The sequence below is a fragment of the Halobacteriovorax sp. DPLXC-1 genome, from assembly GCF_036903125.1.
Lineage (GTDB): Bacteria > Bdellovibrionota > Bacteriovoracia > Bacteriovoracales > Bacteriovoracaceae > Halobacteriovorax_A > Halobacteriovorax_A vibrionivorans.
In genome coordinates, this window is the sequence record NZ_JAYMCO010000002.1 from 1 (window position 1) to 16,808 (window position 16,808).

Consider the following 16,808-nt stretch of genomic DNA (forward strand, 5'->3'; position numbering starts at 1 on the left):
CCCAAAGGACAGTTTTGAAGCATAGATGGATGTGATTTAAGAATCAAAGAGCGTAGCTCGCGTGATTCGGTTATATGAGAAAGATTTTTTCGCTAATTTTAGCTGCGCTAAAATGTCGCTTGAATTGCGAAGACTTTCCCATTGCTCCTGAGGCAACAAAGCCGGGCTTGAACCCGGCTTGTTGAATATCATTTTCTAGCTAAAGTGAAGGGGAGCTATAGGTGCGTCCAATAGTCTGCCTTTGGGCAGACAATGCCGCACCTATTTAACCTTAAATCCCTTAAGAGCAGCGAATGCATTGTTCTTTAACGGTGCATCGTTTTGCTTTGGCATCTTAGGTTTTCCACCACGAGGATTACTCTTACGTGGGCCACCTGTTGGACGCTCGTAAGTTTTTGCTTCTTCAGCTCCGTCAGATTTTAGAGATAGAGCAATACGCTTTCTATCCATATCAACGTCAAGAACAACGGCAGAAACTTCTTGCCCAACTTTTAGAACATCAAGGGCATTCTCAACAAAGTGATCGGCCATCTGACTTACGTGAACTAAACCATTTTCTTTAATTCCGATATCAACAAAGGCACCAAATTGAGTGATGTTTTTTACAATACCTGGATATCTTTCACCAATTTTTACATCTTTAATTTCACGTACATCTTTTCTAAACTCTGTTGTCTTAAATTCTGTACGAGGATCCTGTGAAGGTGCAGTTAGTGACTTATAAATATCATTAACAGTAAATTCACCAAGTTTTGCAATGAGGTCCTTATCTGACTTCAGTTTATTTGCAACTGCATTATCTGTTGTTAACTGCTCAAGCGTGTATCCATTCTTCTGTGCCCATTCTTCTAACATATCGTAGTTTTCAGGGTGAATAAATGTCGCATCAAGTGGATTCTTCCCATTATAAACTCTTAAGAATCCTGCTGCTTGTTGGAAGACCTTTTCAGAAAAACGTGAAACCTTTAGGATTTCACTTCGATCTGAAAATAGCCCATTCTTATCTCTATGCTTTACGATATTTCCCGCAACTGTTGGCCCAATTCCGGAAATGAATGAAAGTAGTGGGGCCGATGCCGTATTGATATCAACACCAACAAAGTTAACACAACTTTCAACCACGCCATTTAGTGATTTTTTTAGACGAACCTGGTTTACATCGTGTTGATACTGGCCAACACCAATAGACTTAGGATCGATCTTTACAAGCTCTGCTAGAGGGTCTTGGAAGCGGCGGCCAATTGAAATGGCGCCTCTTACTGTTGCATCTTTATCTGGGAATTCTTTCTTTGCAATTGGAGAAGCAGAATAAATTGAAGCACCATCTTCAGAAATCATTGTTGCTTTAACTTTTCCGTCTTTAACCGCAGTAATATTATCTTCAACAAATTGGAGAGTCTCTCGACCAAATGTCCCGTTTCCAATTGCTATATATTCAACATTAAATTGCTCAATCATGGCATTTAAAATTGTCGCAGACTCACGTACCTGATTTCTTGGTGGGTGAGGGTAGACAACTGTATCAACAACAAATTTACCCGTATTATCTACAACAACTGTCTTACAACCAGTCACAACTCCTGGATCAAGCGCTAGAACTGTTTTAGATCCAAGGTAAGGTTGTAATAGAAGGTTCTTAAGGTTTACACCAAAAACATCAATTGCTGACTCGTCTGAAAGTTTCTTAAGTTCACCCTTGATTTCTAAATCAAGAGAAGAGTGAATATAATTCTTATAGGCCTTAGATGCACAATCGACTAATGCCTTGTAACTTGTGACTGTAGTGTCAGGGAAGTTCTTTGATAGAATAAGATTATTTGCATATTCTTCATCAAAAATAATTTCAACTTTTAGGATCTTCTCAGTTTGTGCACGACGAATCGCTAGGAATCTGTGAGCGGCTTTTGGATCTTTTAGATCACTAACTTTTTGCTCATATTCAAAGTAGTCTTTGTACTTTTGCCAGTCTTTTACCTCTTCATAACCTTTACGAGGAGTTGACTTAATCATTGCCTGTGCCCAGTAATCGTTACGTAATTGCTCTTTAAGTTCCGTGTCGTGAGCAATTTCTTCAATAATAATGTCACAAGCGCCTTTTAATACATCTTCAAAAGTTGCGATTTTCTTTTCTTTATTAATATACTTAAGTGCTTCTTTTGCAAGTTCTGGCATAGGAAGCTTTGACTCTTTCATTAGAATTGAGAATGGCCCAAGCCCTGCTTCTTTTGCGATTTGCGCCTTTGTCTTTCTCTTTGATTTAAATGGCGCATAGATATCTTCAAGCTGGTTAATATTTGTTGCCGCTTTAATTTTCTTTTCAATCTCTGGAGTCATCATCTCTTGTTTAGTGATGGCCTCTAGAATGAATTCACGTCTCTTTTCACGCTCGATATATTCGTCATACTTTTCTTGAATGAGGCGAATTTGTTCTTCGTCTAATCCACCAGTTTTGTCTTTACGATAACGAGTGATAAATGGAACTGTACAATCTTCCACAAGTAGCATTGCCAGTACGGCCATGATTTGTTTTGCTGTGATATCTGTGTTGTCCACACAAAATAAGACGGCATTTTGATCGATAACGTCCATAGGGTTTTTTGTCGACTTCGTTGTCTCTTCTGACATAATTCATACTCCATTAACTAAATTTGAGTTAAAATTGTATAGGGATTGAATTTGGTATGACAATAAAAACTTGAGTAAATTCCACTGGTTAACTTAAAAATATTGATGTAAGAGTTTATTATGACAAAAGATTTTGATTATATTGTAATTGGAGATGGCGTGGCCGCACGCAGTATTCTCTATTTTTTAACAAGAAAGCACCCTGATTCACGAATTTGTCAGTTATTTGATAATGACGCTTTTCCACCTTGCTCTATTAATACAACTAGCGTTGTTTCGATGGGCCTATTTGCTGAAGGCCTTTCAAAGCTCGGTGACATCTTATTTCATGCACATGAGTTCATTGATACTTTCTTTAAGCAAGAGGGGATACAGGGGGTTCACCCAGCTACTCAATACTACTTACCTCCAGATATAAAAGAAGATCCATTAAAATTTAAGCAATTTGAAGCACGTTATGGAACAAATTTTGAAAACTTTAAAGGTTTGCAAACGGTTGCTAAGGATGCCTACTTAATTAATCCACAAGTTTTTCTAGCCTGGCTTAAGGCGCAGTATGAAGATAAAATTATAAGTCGAGTTCAAAGAGTTACTGAGCTGCCTAAAACCAATGCAAAGGTTATCTTGGCCACTTCGGCCTATACATCACTTTATTATAAGAATAAGAATCTTCCTGAAGGCAAACCTGTTAAGGGGACATTTTTTAGCTGGAACAATTTTAAAGCTGATAAATCATTTGTCCTAAGTCGCGGCCACTATAACCTTGTTTATCGAAAAGAAGATGAGCTCTTATTATTTGGCGCAAATTCGATTGAGGGACTTTGCCAACTTCATTCACCAAAAGAAGTCTATGAAAAGCTAGCAGTATTTGAAGGTGATCTTCCTGAACTGAAGCAGCTTGGTTCTCCGCAGATACACACTGGTATTCGCCACAAGGGTAAAAGGCGTACTCCCTTTTGTGGAGAGGTTGAAGAGGGCGTTTATGCACTCACAGGCCTTTATAAAAATGGCTGGAGTGCAGGAATTAGTTTAGCAAAAGAGCTAGTTGATATGCTCTAAATTTTCACGACTAGCAAGAATTTCTTCAAGGACATAGTCCCAAAGTTTGTATCTTAAATCGAGAGAATCAAGAGCGATTTGAGTTGCTTGTCTCTGTTTGTCTTCACTGTCACAAAGTTGAGCAAGTAATTTACCTGCAAGTTCTCCATGCTCATCTCCATCTAATTCGATATGACGCTCAAGATAGTGTTTAAAGTACGGTGCATGTATTTTCTTTTCTTCAAGAACTTTTACAAAAGATGTAAAGAGGTCAGGAATAAGATTCTCACGTCCCCAGAAGAAGGCCGATGCCATTAGGTGAGGGTTTTCAGTGTTAGTGCATAGGTTTAGATTAAATGCACTAAACTTTGCTACAGGCATAGGAATGCCATCAAATGAAAATGTTTCTAAGAATTTTTTAATATCACTTGTTTCGCTTCCAACTTCATTCATGGCATTTAGATACATTGTAAAATGATCAATATGGCCACCATTTAAGTCTTCGTCACTTTCTTCACCAAGAACAATTTCATTAATAAATCGAACACATTCTTTATCGTACTTAGATGGAATCCAGGGTGTTTCAACACATGTAACTTCTCTTTGTAGACCTTTAAGTAGAGACATGAAGTCCCATACAGCAAAGACATGCCATCGCATGAGAATTTTTACATCTTCAATACTTTCAATATTTGAATAAAGTGGGTGATTACAAAGCTTATTATGGGCCGCATGAATGAGTGTGAGATTTTCTTTTTTCATGCGGCCAATATAGCCTAAATTTTATAAGTCTTAAAGTAGACTTTACGTATTATGAACTGTGAAAGAGGTGATGAAAGTCTGGGCGTGTAAGTTTTCTACGCCTTCTAACACCATTTCTGCGACTACCACCATGCATTTGCTTTTGATTAAATTTCTTATCTTTTAAGTATTGGCCGTATACCTTCTCATCTTGTACTCGGTAATCTTCAAGAACTTCAAACATTTCTTTAAATGATAAGATCTTTCCTTTCTCTTTTTCTGCAATTTCTATTTTCTTATATAGTTGTTCTCCAACTTCATCTAAGACAACAAAAAGATCAATTTGTTTGGAGCCTAAGTTTAGAGGAAATTTTTCTTCAAGATCAACACCAGCTACAAATTTAATTAATCCTCTAGTAACGATTGAGCGTCTTGCAAGCCAAGCAAAATCATTTCCAAGTTTTGTACCTAGCCCAGGATCAAAGGCGTAATTCTTATTTTCCATCCATTCAAATATCTTTGTTAGTACTGCATCTTTATAACGTGTATCTTTTAATTTATTTGGGTTTCTCCATTCTGCAACTAAGTCAAAACGCGAATCAAATTGTATCTCTCCTGGCCCAAATGTTTTAAAGCTAGAGATATTTTCACTTGTCACCTTTAGACCAAAGTCTTGAAGGAAGGTTAGAAGAGCTGGATTAAATGTTGTTTTATATTCAGGTATATCCATTGATTTACTAGATAGTTGCTCTGAGGCTTTCTTGTAGCCATGATAAATTACTTCAGAACAAAAGACTTCTGAGTCGTCGTGATAATCCATTGCAAAATCATAAGGTACATTCTTCTTTTTCTCTTTTGAATATTTAGAGAAGCGCTCATGCATTATTTTACCTGCTAGGTGAGCAAGCTTTTCGTCCTTGTGTCTAAAGACAACTGTTCGAGAATTTTTCTGATCAAGATGAACTTGAAATGGGGCAACCACATTTCCAACTTCAATATGGGCCTCTGATGTGTAGAGCTTATTTGTTTTCTCATCACGATACACTAAAGTTAAGTGAGAAAATTGATGGTCATCATCACCAATTCTTGCAATGGCAGCACTAGAGTAGGCATTACCTCTGGATAAGATAATGTCTCCAGATTTTAAATCTTCAACACCTTCAAATGAGTAATCTGGATTTACCATAAAGTGAACAGGAAGATCTTTTATTTTGTTATTTGAATAATCAAGTGTATTAAAGTCGATTGGTTTTGAACCCTTCTGTCTTGAAGCATAGTAGGATTCGATAAAATAGTCTTCGAGATAGCGAAGGGCCCTAAAAATTGTTTTTACACCTTTTAAACACGCAAGTTCTTCTTGTGTTAGTTCGTCGTTACTATTTAGTGCCTTAAGTTTTTCTTTCAAATCAAGACGTATATTAAAAGATGCCATTGTAAAATCCTGCATCTGATACTTAGAGAATTCAGAAAAGTCGATATCATCGGATTCTATTTCAAAGAGTTTTCCATAATAATATTGAGTCTTTTGAGCGCATTCTTTAGGCGACTTTACACCTTTTGAAACAGATTCATGCATCTCATGAATTAACGAATCGAAGTTCGAGTTTTTAAGGGAGCTAGGGGTACGGTAAGATTTCTGCTGACATCCAATTGGAATAGTAAGTGAAAGTAGGCAAAGTCCACTTGTAAGTAACCGTTTTTTCATCAAATCTCCCCCATAACTAGATAAAAAATACTATCGACAATAATTTTAGTCGAACACGTGCTAATAAATTTTTATCGGATTTTACCTTTTAAAACTTAAGTATTATTATCGGGTATAGAAAGGTAATATTGGGAAGACACTTAAATATTAAACATTTAGACATTGATTTATGACAATTATGACAGATTCAACAAACTTACAAACAAATGATGAAGGCGATAATAAGCCTCTAAGAACAGTAAAACCTAAAAAGAATGAGGAAGTGCACTTTCGTATCCTCAACGCTGTAACTAAGTTAGAAGTGGCCAAAGGGCATCTTAATTGGAAGATCGCTGAGGTTGCAAAAGAGGCAGACGTTACACGCTCTCTTATTTACTATTACTTAGGTAAGGAAAAGGATGTTATTTTAAAAGAGGCCGTGAAGTACATGATTAGTACGGTCTTCAATCTTACTCAAGAACATTCTGTAGGTATTAGAGAAAGGATTAAGATTGTAAGAGATCAAATTATCCAAATGCCTTATTTACTTGCTCTTTATATGATTAACAAAGGTGCAGGTAATGACCTTTCAGATATTATTGCTGAAGCAGAAGTCGAGCTCTTTGAGATTCTAAGCAAGAAGCATCCAAACCTCGATCACCGCGAGCATTTAAGAATTTATTTTATGCAGCTAGGGATTTGTCTATATCGCGATGTCGATGATGACACTCTTGATTATCTTTTTTCACAATACGATAGAAAATAAAAAAGGCCGCAATAGCGGCCTTTTCTTTTATCTTGTTTTTAATTCTTAACAAAAATCAATTGAAGCATGGTTGTAATTGTCTTTTGGTAATTCACAACTATCTTCTGAGAAGTTATGGTCACCACCGTTTTTAATTGGATCAAACTTTTCAACCGTTCCAGGTATCGCTTGATCATCAATTAAATCGTGATCACTATCAAATGCTTCTTTATATGACTTATATACATCTAGCATATATACATCAGGTGATTGGTTCTTTCTTTCCTTGATGTTAAACATACTCGTTGAAGCTTTGCTTAAGAAGTCCATAAACTTGTAAAGTGTTTTACGTCCTCTAAACATCATCGTGTACATATTTTCAGTCATACCAAGACGGTCACGAAGAATTGAGTTGAATTGGAAACCTTCTCCTGTGAAGTACCAAGTCTCTTCAAGTCTTTCTTTACCTGATACGCCTTTACATACTTTATACCTCATTGGGTTATTTTCTGCTACGTACTTAAGACTTCCGCCTAGTCCATAGTTAGATGGTAGGTGGTTATCAACCCAAACGGCCTTCCATTTTGAAGTCCCTTCTACCATGAAACACTGCTTAGTGATTGCTTCAAAGTTAAGTGTAATTGACTCAGCATATAGGTCGATTCCTTGGCTGTTGTCAGTTCTGTTGTTATTTCCGTTTGAGCGATCAAGTGACCATGATGTTGACCAGTCATATGATGCTGATACTCCAACTCCTCCGCCAACAGGTGATTTGTCACCAAATGGTAGTTTGAAGTCAAGTTTTGCACCTACACCAGTTTTATAACCATGTGACCATCCAACTCTATTACTTTCTGTAAAGTAGTCTCCAGTTCCAGTCGACTTCGAGATACGAATTGTATTCGAGTGACTTACTTTTGGTTTAGAGATTACTTCTTGTACGTGTGATACAGGTGTAATCATCATAAAGTCCCATGGCCTCTCAATACACTTCTTCATATTGTAGTCCAGGTACGTCTTCCAAAAGATTCCTGTCTTTTTCTGATCAAAGAATGCACCACAAAGTTTTTTCAAAGTGTTTGCATTGTAGTTATCTTCATAGATTCCATTAATCTCAGCTTGTGAAAGTTTGTTTTCAGCAATTAGCTTATCGTTTAATGCTCTATCAGTTAAGTTGATCGTCTTATCAAAAAGATCGTGCTTATCTAGCTCTTCAGTAAAGAGCTTTTCAGCACTCTTTGTATAACGTGGAGCAAGTTTTGCTTTAATGATATCTGCTTTAGTCACGCCTTGGATGTTCTTAGACATCGACTCAAGGTAGTTTTCAAGTTGAATCATTTCGTTCATACTTTCTTTAATCTTGTTGTTCTGATAATCCGCTTCAGAAAACTTATCTGTAACTTGTAGTTGCGTATGAAGTACAGAGTTAAAAGTTTTTGATGAAGCGTGGAATGTACCTGCTGCCCATGCTGGACGAGGTGCAGTTCTTGGATCATCACCTTCACGTAAAATTGGTGAAAGCTTAACGGCCGCAAAAGTTCTCGTATGTACATATGGCATGTCTACAAACTTAATTGGCATATCAATTCTTGCTTTTAGTAAGTTATTTTCTACTTCTACTTCACGTGACGCTACTGAGATAAGTTTAAACTTATGCTTATTCTCATTTGTAAGGTCGATATCACCTTGTAGTGGAGCTAAGAAGTATACTTCTAGCTTCAGCTTACCTTGATAGAACGGCTCAATTGGGTTCATGTGGTGAGCGTAGTTACCGTAGTGTACCTTTGGGTACATTTTTACGATAAATGATTTCTCAACAACAAGATCAAGGTTGTTATTAAGGTGAAAACCATTATTGTTATCGTGTCCTAAGAAGCTGTAGCTTACTTGGTCAACAAATAAACGAGCTCTTTGGTTATTGTTATCTTCTTCACATTTTCCTGATCTTGAAACTTCTGCAAAGATCCATCCACTGTTTGACCATGGGTATAGACAAAGCCCTCTTGTAACTTTTGCGTTCTTAAGAGTTTTGTTTTGTACTTCGATTTCAAGATTAAATGGAATACGTCTCGTATTCGTATATCTTTCGTGTTCTAAGTAGAACTTAACTTCAGCACACCCTGATTCATCAAGTTGTCCATCTGTTAGGTCATACATTTGTGTAACAGCATTTTCTTCACCATTTTCTTGTTTTTCAAGATTAACAAGCTTGGCCTTAATAAACTCATTTGAAAGTGATGAACCATTTGTTTTTAAGTTTAAACAAGCTGAAACAACAACCTTCTTATCAATGATTAAGTTATCATTTCTTGGGTCAACTAGTCCGTATCCTTTAGGTGTGATCTTAATGTTTTTTACATTAATAATTTCGTCATTTGATAAACGATCCTTATTAAGACCTTGTGATAGGTGATAGTTGTTACCATGAATCATACTGTTAGCATACTGGTTAACAGCAAGCTTAAGGTCGTAAGAAATATTTGCACTTGAAGAAAGTATAATCTTACGACTCATTGGTAAGTATGTATTTGGTAGAGAGTAGTCCATTTCAACTGGCTCATCCCAACGGATACAGCTTGACTCATCTGCTTCTCTTTCAATTGTTTGGAAGTTGTCTCCAGTTACAAAGAATTTACGATATTGAAGACTCTTTCCAATCTTTGATGATAGGCAGGCCTTAACGTGAAATGTCTTGTGATAAGCAATACGTGATTTAACGTTTGCTTTATCTTCAGACACACCTTCAACACTAAAGCGTGATACAGTAATTACTGAACTTTCATTTGCTTGTGCCTTAAGCTGTCTTGCAAGCTTTTGTTTTTCATCGTTAGACGTATCACTACCACAGCTAACAAGAGTTGTTAGCATAAGCATAGACATGCTTAAGAGAGTAATGTTTTTAAATGTCTTACAAAATGTCATATTCTTTCCTTAGGGAGATTGTGTAAACTTGTTCATCACTGTATCCATCAATTAAATAAACAGAGTCAGTGTTTCCTAGAACAGTTCGATTCATGTAATTTATTTCTGTTTTAAATCCTTTCTTATTCTCTAATTTGATTCCTACCTGATAGCCTTTGTAGTCATTTGCTAACTGCGTACCACGATAAAATGCTGGAGCAGTGTCGGCCTGATTTTCAAATCCTAGGGCCTCAAATGTTACTTTCTTATCTGAAATCTTTGTTTCATAAGCGGCTACATAAGCGAAACCTGTGTTCTTATCATCTGGTACTGCGCTTTCTGTATTCTTAACGTAAGCACCTTTTAGTCTAATTCGATCATTTCCAATTCCAAATTCAATACCTGCATTTGCATACATTCCTGTAAAGTCATATAGGTAAAGACTTTGGTCTGGTGTTGCTCCTTTACTTACAGAGTTACCCCAGAAGTAATCATTATCAGCAATATCAGCAGATAGGTTCTTATAACGGTAAGTACCTGCTGCACCATAAACTTTGAAACCTCTTGTTAAATAAGTGATGTCAACAGACTCGTTAAAGAATTGTGGATCACCATTATCATCGATATTAAAAGTTTCTCTTAGTAAAGCGTTCTGTGGCTGGGCCTGAGTCGCTTGTAATCTAAAGTAGAAGTTTCCAACTTTAGTTAGTAGCATCTCTCTTACACCTAGAAATGAATTCCCACCGTTAACAAATGGTGAGATGTAAGTTGTGTTTGTACTATTCTTAAGTGCACCTGCACTTATCTTTGCAAAGTTAAACATCTTATAAGAGAAATATCCGTGCTTATAAGAGAACTTCGGCTTATATGTTCTAATTCTTCCAGTTTCTTGAGTTGATGAATTACCTGTTTGGTATTTAAATCCACCATCAAAATTAAAATCAACATGCTCAAATACTTCTGCTTCAAGTTCAACGTTCATATTTGTTTCATAAACAGTTCCCTTGTCAGTACGTGAATCAAGAGAGCCAAGTTTTGCACCAATCGTTAAGCTTAACTCATCAATACCTGCGTTCTTTAAAGTTGACTCAAGACCTGAGTTAAAAACATCGGCCTTTAAGGCACCACTTTGTGCAAGTACTGGTGATGAAAGTACGAAACCTAGTAAAATTAAATGTTTGTTCAATAGCTTCTTATTTTGCATGTCATTCCTATTTGATACGATGTTATTAGAGTTGCAGGAATGATGCCATGTTCCATGAAACAAGTTCACGGGTGTAAAAACTTTAAACTACTGAAAACTGGTGTAAGTATCGGAATTTAGTTTAGTAAGTTACTGTGTAGTGGTTAAACAGTGTAAAAAAAATGAACGGTAGCTCGAGTTTATTTGTTTAAACTTTGTTTACCTTGTTAACGAATTTTTGGGCGCTTAGATAGAAAAGAATGGTGCGAAAGGGCAGATTTGAACTGCCGACCTACGGGATATGAATCCGTCGCTCTAACCAACTGAGCTACATTCGCACATACATTCAAAAGAATGATAGGATATTAGTGACTTGCGAGTTAATTGTCAATATTATATTTAAGTTAATATTAAGGAATTTGTAAATTATCATGTCGTTAAGAGAGATTAAACAAAAACAGTTGCCACAAAAGGCCAAGCAAATGCTTGCTCATTTCATCCGTTTCAACAAAGAGATGAACTTTGATTTTTCGGCCCCTATAGTCGTGGCATGTAGTGGTGGGCTTGATTCTATTGCCTTAACGCATTTACTTCTAATGGCCGGGGCCAACGTTAGGCTTATACACGTTGACCATGGGACAAGAGAAGAGATTAGGGCCGAAAGGCATCTTGTAAGAAACTTTGCTCATAAGTATCAGATCCCGATGAAGTCTCTCAAAGTAGAGCTAAGTCTTAATGATGGAAACTTTGAAGCACAGGCCAGAAAATTGCGCTATGACATTTTAAAGAATGATTTAGAAAATGATGAGTTACTCGTTACGGGCCATCACTTAGATGATTGCTTTGAGTGGTCTCTATTGCAGCAATTTAAGTCTCAAGGAAAAGATATTGATCTAGGCATCCCATACCGCAACGGGAGAGTGTATAGGCCACTTTTTGCTTTTTCAAAAAAACATATTCTAAAATACGCCAAATTGGCCAAGCTCACTTGGCTAGAAGATTATTCAAATGAAGATATACGCTTTGAGCGTAATCATATTAGAAAGATTGTAAAAGAATCAATCTCATCTCGTTGGCCTGGCTACCTTAAGCATTATTGCGAGCGCATGAATCGCATGAAAAAAATAAAGCAAGGGCTTGAGGACAAAAATTATAAGATCATTAAAAGAAAGTGGGGGATCCTTATTAAACACCACGGGTGTGTTGATGAGAATTTGAAAAGAACTATTTTATCTCAAGCTTCAACAACACGAGGAAAGACTTACAAACAATTTAATGAATTAGAGGGACTAATTAATAGTCCAAGGCTTGGACCATTAGATTTTTCTGGTGGAATTAGGGTCTATGCTTTTGGTCCTTATTTGGCCGTTGTTAAAAAGGGTTGTAAATTAGAATTCTTAAACGATAAAACTACGCAGATTCCTGAAGGTGTTCCATTCTTATCAAATAATACTAATGCAAAGCATAGTCTCAAGAAAACTCCACTAGAGAACTCAACTTTAAGAAAAATTTTTTCGGAAATTAAACAACCAGTTCATTACTCATGGCGTAAAGCCGGTAAAGTTTTAGTGTGGCTTTAAATAACTAGGCTTGACACTCACTAAAATGATACCATTTTAGTAACTATGAGGTTACAATATAGCTTTATTTTTTAGAAACAGTATTGTGAACAAATAGTAAGTATTTAAATAATTTATGAGTAAAGTAAATTAAAAAGGATTTTAATGAAAGGACAAAACAAAACGTTACTTCTTTGGATCATCTTAATCCTCATGTTTGCGGCAATCGCAAAGATCTCTTCAGAGAGCAGACAGACTTATAAGCCAGTGACTTATCCTGATTTCGTTAGCGCAATCAAGAGTAAGCACGTTGAGAAAGTCGTTCTTAAGGGAAAGGATAAGATTCTTGGTAAATTCAAAGATGGTTATGAGCAAGGTGCTTGGTTTGAAACAACAGGGACAACAGGTACAGAAACTTTTAAAATTTTAGAGTCACACGGAATCTACCCAGAGTATGAAGCGGAAGAAAAACAAAATGTCTTCACGACTTTCTTACTACACTGGGGACCAATGATTTTCTTATTCCTCATTGTGATCTTCTTCTTACGTCAGCTACAAGCTGGTGGTGGAAAGGCCATGAGTTTCGGGAAATCAAAAGCACGTCTCTTATCACCACATGATAAGAAGGTTACATTCAAAGATGTTTCAGGTGTTGAAGAGGCCAAAGAAGAATTGGCCGAAGTTGTGGACTTCTTAAAAGATCCAAAGAAATATACTAACCTTGGCGGGAAAATTCCTAAAGGTGTTTTATTAGTAGGTCCTCCAGGGACAGGGAAAACACTTATGGCCCGTGCCGTTGCTGGTGAAGCAGGTGTTCCATTCTTTTCAATTTCAGGTTCTGATTTTGTTGAGATGTTCGTTGGTGTTGGTGCCTCTCGTGTACGTGACCTTTTTGAACAAGGTAAGAAGAATGCTCCATGTATCATCTTTATCGATGAGATTGATGCTGTTGGACGCCACCGTGGACACGGTATGGGTGGTGGACACGATGAGCGTGAACAAACACTAAACCAACTTCTTGTTGAAATGGATGGTTTTGAGTCCAATGAAGGTGTTATTCTAATTGCTGCGACAAATAGAATTGATGTTCTTGATAAGGCCCTACTACGTCCTGGTCGTTTTGATCGTCGTGTAACAGTTGGACCTCCTGATGTTCGTGGACGTCTTGGAATCCTTAAAGTTCACACAAGAAAGACACCTCTTGATACAAATGTAGATCTTGAAGTTATTGCAAAGGGTACTCCAGGCTTTACTGGTGCAGACCTTGCAAACCTTGTTAATGAGGCCGCTTTATTTGCCGCTCGTTATGGTAAGAAAGTTCTTCAAATGATTGATTTTGAACAAGCTAAAGATAAAGTCCTTATGGGGCCTGAAAGAAAGTCGATGGTACTTTCTGATTTTGAGAAGAAAGTTACAGCATATCACGAAGCTGGTCACACTCTTGTGGGACTTAATCTTCCTAAAGCAGATCCAATTCACAAGGTATCAATTATGCCTCGTGGTGGAGCTCTAGGTGTTACACAAACTCTTCCAGATGAAGATATGCACAACCTGACATTAGAAAAATCTGAAAACTATATTGCCTTCCTAATGGGTGGACGTGTAGCAGAAGAGATCGTATTTAACGAAATTTCTAATGGTGCTTCAAATGATATCGAAAGAGCAACACAACTTGCTTCTAGCATGGTTTGTTCTTGGGGGATGAGTGAGAAGATGGGACCGAGAAACTTCTCTCAACCAGGCGCATCTCCATTTGGTTCAACTGCACCAAGTGAAGGTGTAGGTTACTCAGAAGCAACAGCTAAGGATATTGATGAAGAAATTCACCGCTTCCTAGATGAGAACTATAAGCTTGCAAAGAAGATTCTAACTGATAATCGTGATGCCTTAAACCGCTTAGCTGAAGGGCTTGTTGTTTGGGAAACGCTTGATATCAATCAGATCAATGATCTTGTTGCCGGTAAGGATATTGGTGTTCCAGTTATTGATGAAGAGTCTTCAAAGTCTACTTCAACACTTTCTGGAGAAAAAGAAGAGGCTTCAGAAGAAAAGAAGTCTGATGCTGTCAATAAGCCTATCGATGATCCAAAACTAGCATAGTTTATTTTTAAATATGACAAATATTTTATTTTTAGGGGTAGTTAACGCTACCCCTAATTCATTCTCTGACGGCCATAGAAATCTCGATAATGATTTTCAAATCGGCCAACTTGAAAAATTCCAGCAAGCAAAATATGGCCTTGATATTGGCGCTGAAAGTACGGCCCCTTTTAATGAGGCCATCTCTTTTAAGCAAGAATGGCAAAGACTTGATGAGTATATCTCACAGCACTTAGATCGTCTTAAGGCGTTTAAAACCATATCGATTGATACTTATAAAGTCGAAACAATGGAAGAGTTCATGCACTCGTATGGCCATCATTTTAGTGAAGTCATTTGGAATGATGTTTCTGGGGCCATTGATAAGGAAGGGCTGGCCCTCTTTAATAAGTATCCTAAGATGCGCTATATACTTTGTCATAATCTTGCACCTAAGCGAAGTTTAGCAAATTCTCACATGGATTATCTCAACGAGAACCTAGACTTTAATTCTATAAGAGAATTTTTCAATCATAAGATTGCTTTCTTAAGCGAGCACAATTTCGATATGAATCGCTTAATTCTGGATCCATGCTTTGGATTTTCTAAAACTTTAAATCAGAACTTAGAATTATTAGAAAATATCCACAAGATCCAAGATATTCATGAAAATTGGCTTATTGGCATCTCTAAGAAATCATTTCTGCAACATCTTGTAAGGCTTGAAGGCAGTGAAGATGAAATGACAGATATACACACTGCTAGCGAAAAGTTTCATTGGAAATATCTAAAACGTCTTAAAACACGCCTAAATGGTGTAAAACAGCTGTATTTTCGTGTACATGAGGCTGGAAATATTACAGATTAGATAGTTTTTGAACCAAATTTGTCCTATAACTGGTCTACGATTATTTTAAGGGCGGTTATGAGATTATCTAATTACATTTTCACAGCTTTACTTTGTTTTTCAACTCTTAATTCAAATGCATCTGTTGCTAATGGTGCTGCTTCGTTTTTTAAGCATCTTGATAAGGCCATTTACGGTGAACTAGATATTGCTGATACGACAGGTGAGTTATCTCAGGACGTAAAAAATGGTGCTCATGCGACAGCTCTTATGGTTAATCGCTTCAGTTTAAATGAAATCCTAGATGGTAAATTATATAGTGCTAAGGGACAGAATTTCTTCAAAAAGGCCAAAATGTGTGAAGGTGAAAACGAGTTTCTAAATGACTTGGCCTATGGTGGGTGCAGTTCTGTATTAGTTGGACCTAAGACTGTTTTAACAGCAGCTCATTGTATTCAAAATTATCAATTAGCATGTGATCGAAAAAGCTTTGTCTTTGATGCAAGGGCCGATTTAGGATCTAAAAATAAGGTTCAATACTTTGTTAAAAGCCAAGTCTATCACTGTAGTAAGATCTTAGCGTATCATCAAACAAGAGATAAGACTTTTGATTACGCACTTATCGAATTAGATCGTAATGTAGAAGGTGGGCGTAGGCCAGTTAAGATAAAAAAAGACCTACTTCAAAATGGTGATGAAGTTTATATGATTGGACACCCTAATGGTTTCCTATCTCGTTATTCAACTAATGGTTTTGTTCGCTATGATGATGAGCTTTTCTACAATACAAATCTTGATGCGTTTGGTGGTAATAGTGGTGGCCCTGTCTTTGATAAGAAAACACATGAGATGGTAGGGCTTTTAATTCGTGGCCATGATGATCTTATTTGGGACACTGAGAAGCAATGTAATCGTGTTGTTTATTGTGAAGAAGATGGTTGTGATGGAGAGTCAGTTTTAAAAATTGGTGCCATTATTGACGATATCGAAAGTCGCCGTAATAATTAAAGAATGAAACTCGGTCAGGTCATTTTATTCAGTTCAAATGCACATCTTACATCATCTTTTTTGAGTGATGTATTTGACTTAGAAATAGAAAATGCATCTGACTCTATTGTTCTCTATAACGATCAAATACGCTTTCTCGTCATTGAAAGGCCAAAGCTTGCTCAAGTTGGAAATAATATTGTCTTTGATTTTATCGTTAGCACTCAAGATGAATTAATCGAGCTTCAAAAGAAGGTGGAGTTTGTAAATTACCGTCTTGAAAGCTCAGGTGAAGATCTAAATATATTATCGAGTGAGCGCTCACCAGAAATTCTTGTCCATGAAGGAATCCAGTTTTTCTTTCTTACAGACCCTGACAATCGCAGATGGAAAGTCACTCTTATTGAATCCTAATTAAC

At 36.8% G+C, this 16,808-nt stretch carries 12 protein-coding genes and 1 tRNA gene; 7 read left to right on the top strand and 6 right to left on the bottom strand.

Features of this window, described 5'->3' with window-relative positions:
* Positions 1-261: 261 nt before the first annotated feature.
* The gene (locus VCM44_RS08280) at positions 262-2,625 is read right to left on the bottom strand and encodes a Tex family protein (protein WP_334678517.1); all 2,364 of its coding nucleotides are present in this window, start codon (positions 2,623-2,625) and stop codon (positions 262-264) included.
* A gap of 120 nt (positions 2,626-2,745) precedes the next feature.
* Here VCM44_RS08280 and VCM44_RS08285 point away from each other — a divergent pair, with 120 nt between their 5' ends.
* The gene (locus tag VCM44_RS08285; RefSeq protein ID WP_334678518.1) at positions 2,746-3,684 is read left to right on the top strand and encodes an FAD-dependent oxidoreductase; all 939 of its coding nucleotides are present in this window, start codon (positions 2,746-2,748) and stop codon (positions 3,682-3,684) included.
* On the opposite strand, the gene VCM44_RS08290 is transcribed toward VCM44_RS08285, so the two are convergent.
* Both VCM44_RS08290 and VCM44_RS08295 read right to left on the bottom strand, forming a co-directional pair.
* Positions 3,667-4,425, bottom strand: coding sequence for a DUF3050 domain-containing protein (locus VCM44_RS08290; RefSeq protein ID WP_334678519.1), 759 nt, complete (start codon positions 4,423-4,425; stop codon positions 3,667-3,669). The genes VCM44_RS08285 and VCM44_RS08290 overlap by 18 nt on opposite strands.
* A 49-nt stretch (positions 4,426-4,474) precedes the next feature.
* Positions 4,475-6,109, bottom strand: a complete 1,635-nt coding sequence (locus VCM44_RS08295) for a YiiX/YebB-like N1pC/P60 family cysteine hydrolase (RefSeq protein WP_334678520.1) — start codon at positions 6,107-6,109, stop codon at positions 4,475-4,477.
* Between the two features lie 169 nt (positions 6,110-6,278).
* On the opposite strand from VCM44_RS08295, the gene VCM44_RS08300 reads away from it, so the two are divergent.
* A complete protein-coding gene (locus VCM44_RS08300; RefSeq protein ID WP_115362779.1) occupies positions 6,279-6,854 on the top strand; it encodes a TetR/AcrR family transcriptional regulator in 576 nt (191 codons plus the stop codon).
* A gap of 45 nt (positions 6,855-6,899) precedes the next feature.
* Here VCM44_RS08300 and VCM44_RS08305 read toward each other — a convergent pair whose 3' ends face one another.
* The 3 genes from VCM44_RS08305 to VCM44_RS08315 form a co-directional block, all read right to left on the bottom strand.
* Positions 6,900-9,755 (bottom strand): hypothetical protein, encoded by a 2,856-nt coding sequence (locus tag VCM44_RS08305; protein WP_115362777.1) that lies wholly within the window; start codon positions 9,753-9,755, stop codon positions 6,900-6,902.
* Positions 9,742-10,938 (bottom strand): hypothetical protein, encoded by a 1,197-nt coding sequence (locus VCM44_RS08310; protein ID WP_334678521.1) that lies wholly within the window; start codon positions 10,936-10,938, stop codon positions 9,742-9,744. The genes VCM44_RS08305 and VCM44_RS08310 overlap by 14 nt, the downstream gene beginning before the upstream one ends.
* Before the next feature lie 240 nt (positions 10,939-11,178).
* A tRNA-Met gene (locus tag VCM44_RS08315) sits at positions 11,179-11,255 on the bottom strand.
* Positions 11,256-11,348: 93 nt separating this feature from the next.
* Here VCM44_RS08315 and tilS point away from each other — a divergent pair.
* The 5 genes from tilS to VCM44_RS08340 all read left to right on the top strand — a co-directional run bounded on the left by tilS (position 11,349) and on the right by VCM44_RS08340 (position 16,803).
* Entirely contained in the window at positions 11,349-12,497 is a 1,149-nt protein-coding gene (tilS, locus tag VCM44_RS08320; RefSeq protein ID WP_334678522.1) for a tRNA lysidine(34) synthetase TilS, read from the top strand.
* Between the two features lie 144 nt (positions 12,498-12,641).
* On the top strand, positions 12,642-14,576 hold the full coding sequence (ftsH, locus tag VCM44_RS08325; protein WP_334678523.1) for an ATP-dependent zinc metalloprotease FtsH: 1,935 nt from the start codon (positions 12,642-12,644) through the stop codon (positions 14,574-14,576).
* 13 nt (positions 14,577-14,589) lie between these two features.
* Positions 14,590-15,423, top strand: a complete 834-nt coding sequence (locus tag VCM44_RS08330) for a dihydropteroate synthase (protein WP_334678524.1) — start codon at positions 14,590-14,592, stop codon at positions 15,421-15,423.
* A 57-nt stretch (positions 15,424-15,480) separates the two neighbouring features.
* Positions 15,481-16,410, top strand: a complete 930-nt coding sequence (locus tag VCM44_RS08335) for a trypsin-like serine peptidase (RefSeq protein ID WP_120404829.1) — start codon at positions 15,481-15,483, stop codon at positions 16,408-16,410.
* A gap of 3 nt (positions 16,411-16,413) precedes the next feature.
* The gene (locus VCM44_RS08340; protein ID WP_115362764.1) at positions 16,414-16,803 is read left to right on the top strand and encodes a hypothetical protein; all 390 of its coding nucleotides are present in this window, start codon (positions 16,414-16,416) and stop codon (positions 16,801-16,803) included.
* The last annotated feature ends 5 nt before the right edge of the window (positions 16,804-16,808 follow it).

Excerpts from the sequence above, each read along its gene's own strand:
- VCM44_RS08280 (WP_334678517.1), bottom strand. The coding sequence starts at position 2,625 with ATGTCAGAAGAGACAACGAAGTCGACAAAAAACCCTATGGACGTTATC.
- VCM44_RS08285 (WP_334678518.1), top strand. The coding sequence starts at position 2,746 with ATGACAAAAGATTTTGATTATATTGTAATTGGAGATGGCGTGGCCGCA.
- VCM44_RS08300 (WP_115362779.1), top strand. The coding sequence starts at position 6,279 with ATGACAATTATGACAGATTCAACAAACTTACAAACAAATGATGAAGGC.
- VCM44_RS08290 (WP_334678519.1), bottom strand. The coding sequence starts at position 4,425 with ATGAAAAAAGAAAATCTCACACTCATTCATGCGGCCCATAATAAGCTT.
- VCM44_RS08335 (WP_120404829.1), top strand. The coding sequence starts at position 15,481 with ATGAGATTATCTAATTACATTTTCACAGCTTTACTTTGTTTTTCAACT.
- VCM44_RS08305 (WP_115362777.1), bottom strand. The coding sequence starts at position 9,755 with ATGACATTTTGTAAGACATTTAAAAACATTACTCTCTTAAGCATGTCT.
- VCM44_RS08340 (WP_115362764.1), top strand. The coding sequence starts at position 16,414 with ATGAAACTCGGTCAGGTCATTTTATTCAGTTCAAATGCACATCTTACA.
- VCM44_RS08310 (WP_334678521.1), bottom strand. The coding sequence starts at position 10,938 with ATGCAAAATAAGAAGCTATTGAACAAACATTTAATTTTACTAGGTTTC.
- ftsH (WP_334678523.1), top strand. The coding sequence starts at position 12,642 with ATGAAAGGACAAAACAAAACGTTACTTCTTTGGATCATCTTAATCCTC.
- tilS (WP_334678522.1), top strand. The coding sequence starts at position 11,349 with ATGTCGTTAAGAGAGATTAAACAAAAACAGTTGCCACAAAAGGCCAAG.
- VCM44_RS08330 (WP_334678524.1), top strand. The coding sequence starts at position 14,590 with ATGACAAATATTTTATTTTTAGGGGTAGTTAACGCTACCCCTAATTCA.
- VCM44_RS08295 (WP_334678520.1), bottom strand. The coding sequence starts at position 6,109 with ATGAAAAAACGGTTACTTACAAGTGGACTTTGCCTACTTTCACTTACT.